The 1,173-nt window shown below is 51.1% G+C and carries 3 protein-coding genes; 1 reads left to right on the forward strand and 2 read right to left on the reverse strand.

Features of this window, described 5'->3' with window-relative positions:
- Positions 1-107, forward strand: a 107-nt coding sequence (locus tag ACR2PX_RS15050) for a zinc ribbon domain-containing protein (RefSeq protein ID WP_433999696.1), incomplete at its 5' end; no start/stop codon positions are given.
- A 65-nt stretch (positions 108-172) separates the two neighbouring features.
- Here ACR2PX_RS15050 and ACR2PX_RS15055 read toward each other — a convergent pair.
- On the reverse strand, positions 173-391 hold the full coding sequence (locus ACR2PX_RS15055) for an ISAzo13-like element transposase-related protein (RefSeq protein WP_434000175.1): 219 nt from the start codon (positions 389-391) through the stop codon (positions 173-175).
- A gap of 17 nt (positions 392-408) precedes the next feature.
- Positions 409-1,041 carry an IS66 family transposase gene (locus tag ACR2PX_RS15060; protein WP_434000174.1) on the reverse strand — a complete coding sequence of 211 codons (633 nt, stop codon included), beginning with the start codon at positions 1,039-1,041 and terminating at the stop codon, positions 409-411.
- Positions 1,042-1,173 lie beyond the last annotated feature (132 nt).

The raw sequence follows: 1,173 nt of genomic DNA on the forward strand, positions 1-1,173 counted from the left end.
GGGTCTGTTCAGAGTGCGGAGCTGAACATCTGCGTGACGTAAACGCAGCAAGAAACATTCTTGCGGTCGGGCATGACCGTCTAGCTGTAGGAATCCCCGTTCTTTAGGGCGGGGAGGATGTCAACGATGATTCTCACCGTCACGGCAAGACCTTTGCTTGTCTCTGTCTTACTCATGTAGTGTGCCGCTGTTTCAATGCTTTCCAGTGGGCCCCCTTGCAAGCACGCGTCACATGGGGAAATAACCGATGCTCAATGGGGTTATATTTGGAGCAGTACGGTGGGTAGTGTGCTATTCGGATTTTCAACCCCAGGCGGTTCGACAGTCCCTGCAAGTCTTCCTTGAAGAGGTACGTCATGGCACTGTTACTACCACCACCATCGCACAGGATGAGTCATTCGTAAGTTCTCAAAAGCTTCTGCATTGACCACATGGCAGCCAGCATGAAGCGTATTCAATAACATCTGCCAGTCTCGGGAATAAGCCGGTACTGTTTAACCTGTCTGTCAGACAGTCCCAGAACGAGAGACCATGCTGGCGACACGTTTTCTTCAGGCTGGCAAAGGTGTCGCGACATTGCCGTCCTGCTTCGCTGCGCGTCCCGCCACTGATTTTACGGCGCTTCACGTGCTCGCTGATCTGGCTTTCGCTGAGATTGTTGTGCAGTGGCAGAGACGGGTCACTCAACACCAGCAGTAACTCTTCCCGGATAACTTCCAGGCCTCCCAGAGCCTCCTGCAGCCCTGTACAGATCGTTTGCGTATGCACCAGTCTGTCAAAACCCTGTCGTATCCGATTCGCTTTTGTCTCTGACCGCCCGGCCTTGAAAGCCTTCAAGTCACGATAAATATCCCAGAACCAATTCAGGCACCAGTATTGGGCATTGGCCTGCTGCTCATTGACCGGAATGACTTTCTCCAATGGCCTCGCTGCATGCAGCCAGCATTGTGCATGATCGAGAACATCAAACTGCTGGTCACCATCACTGAAGGTAACAGTATGCTTATCGAAACCGTGGTGAATCAGGCTGGCGTACAACATTGCTTCGCTAGGAGCCTGACCGAGAATAGGTTATTCAGATATCCAAAATCACAAAATGAGCAAAAAACATCCATATCTCCGACGTGATTTGCTCATTTTTACAGATTGGCAGCCTTTTACCGCCTTTATGCT

This window comes from Endozoicomonas sp., from assembly GCF_051008435.1.
Classification (GTDB): domain Bacteria; phylum Pseudomonadota; class Gammaproteobacteria; order Pseudomonadales; family Endozoicomonadaceae; genus Endozoicomonas_A.

Excerpts from the sequence above, each read along its gene's own strand:
- ACR2PX_RS15060 (WP_434000174.1), bottom strand. The coding sequence starts at position 1,041 with ATGTTGTACGCCAGCCTGATTCACCACGGTTTCGATAAGCATACTGTT.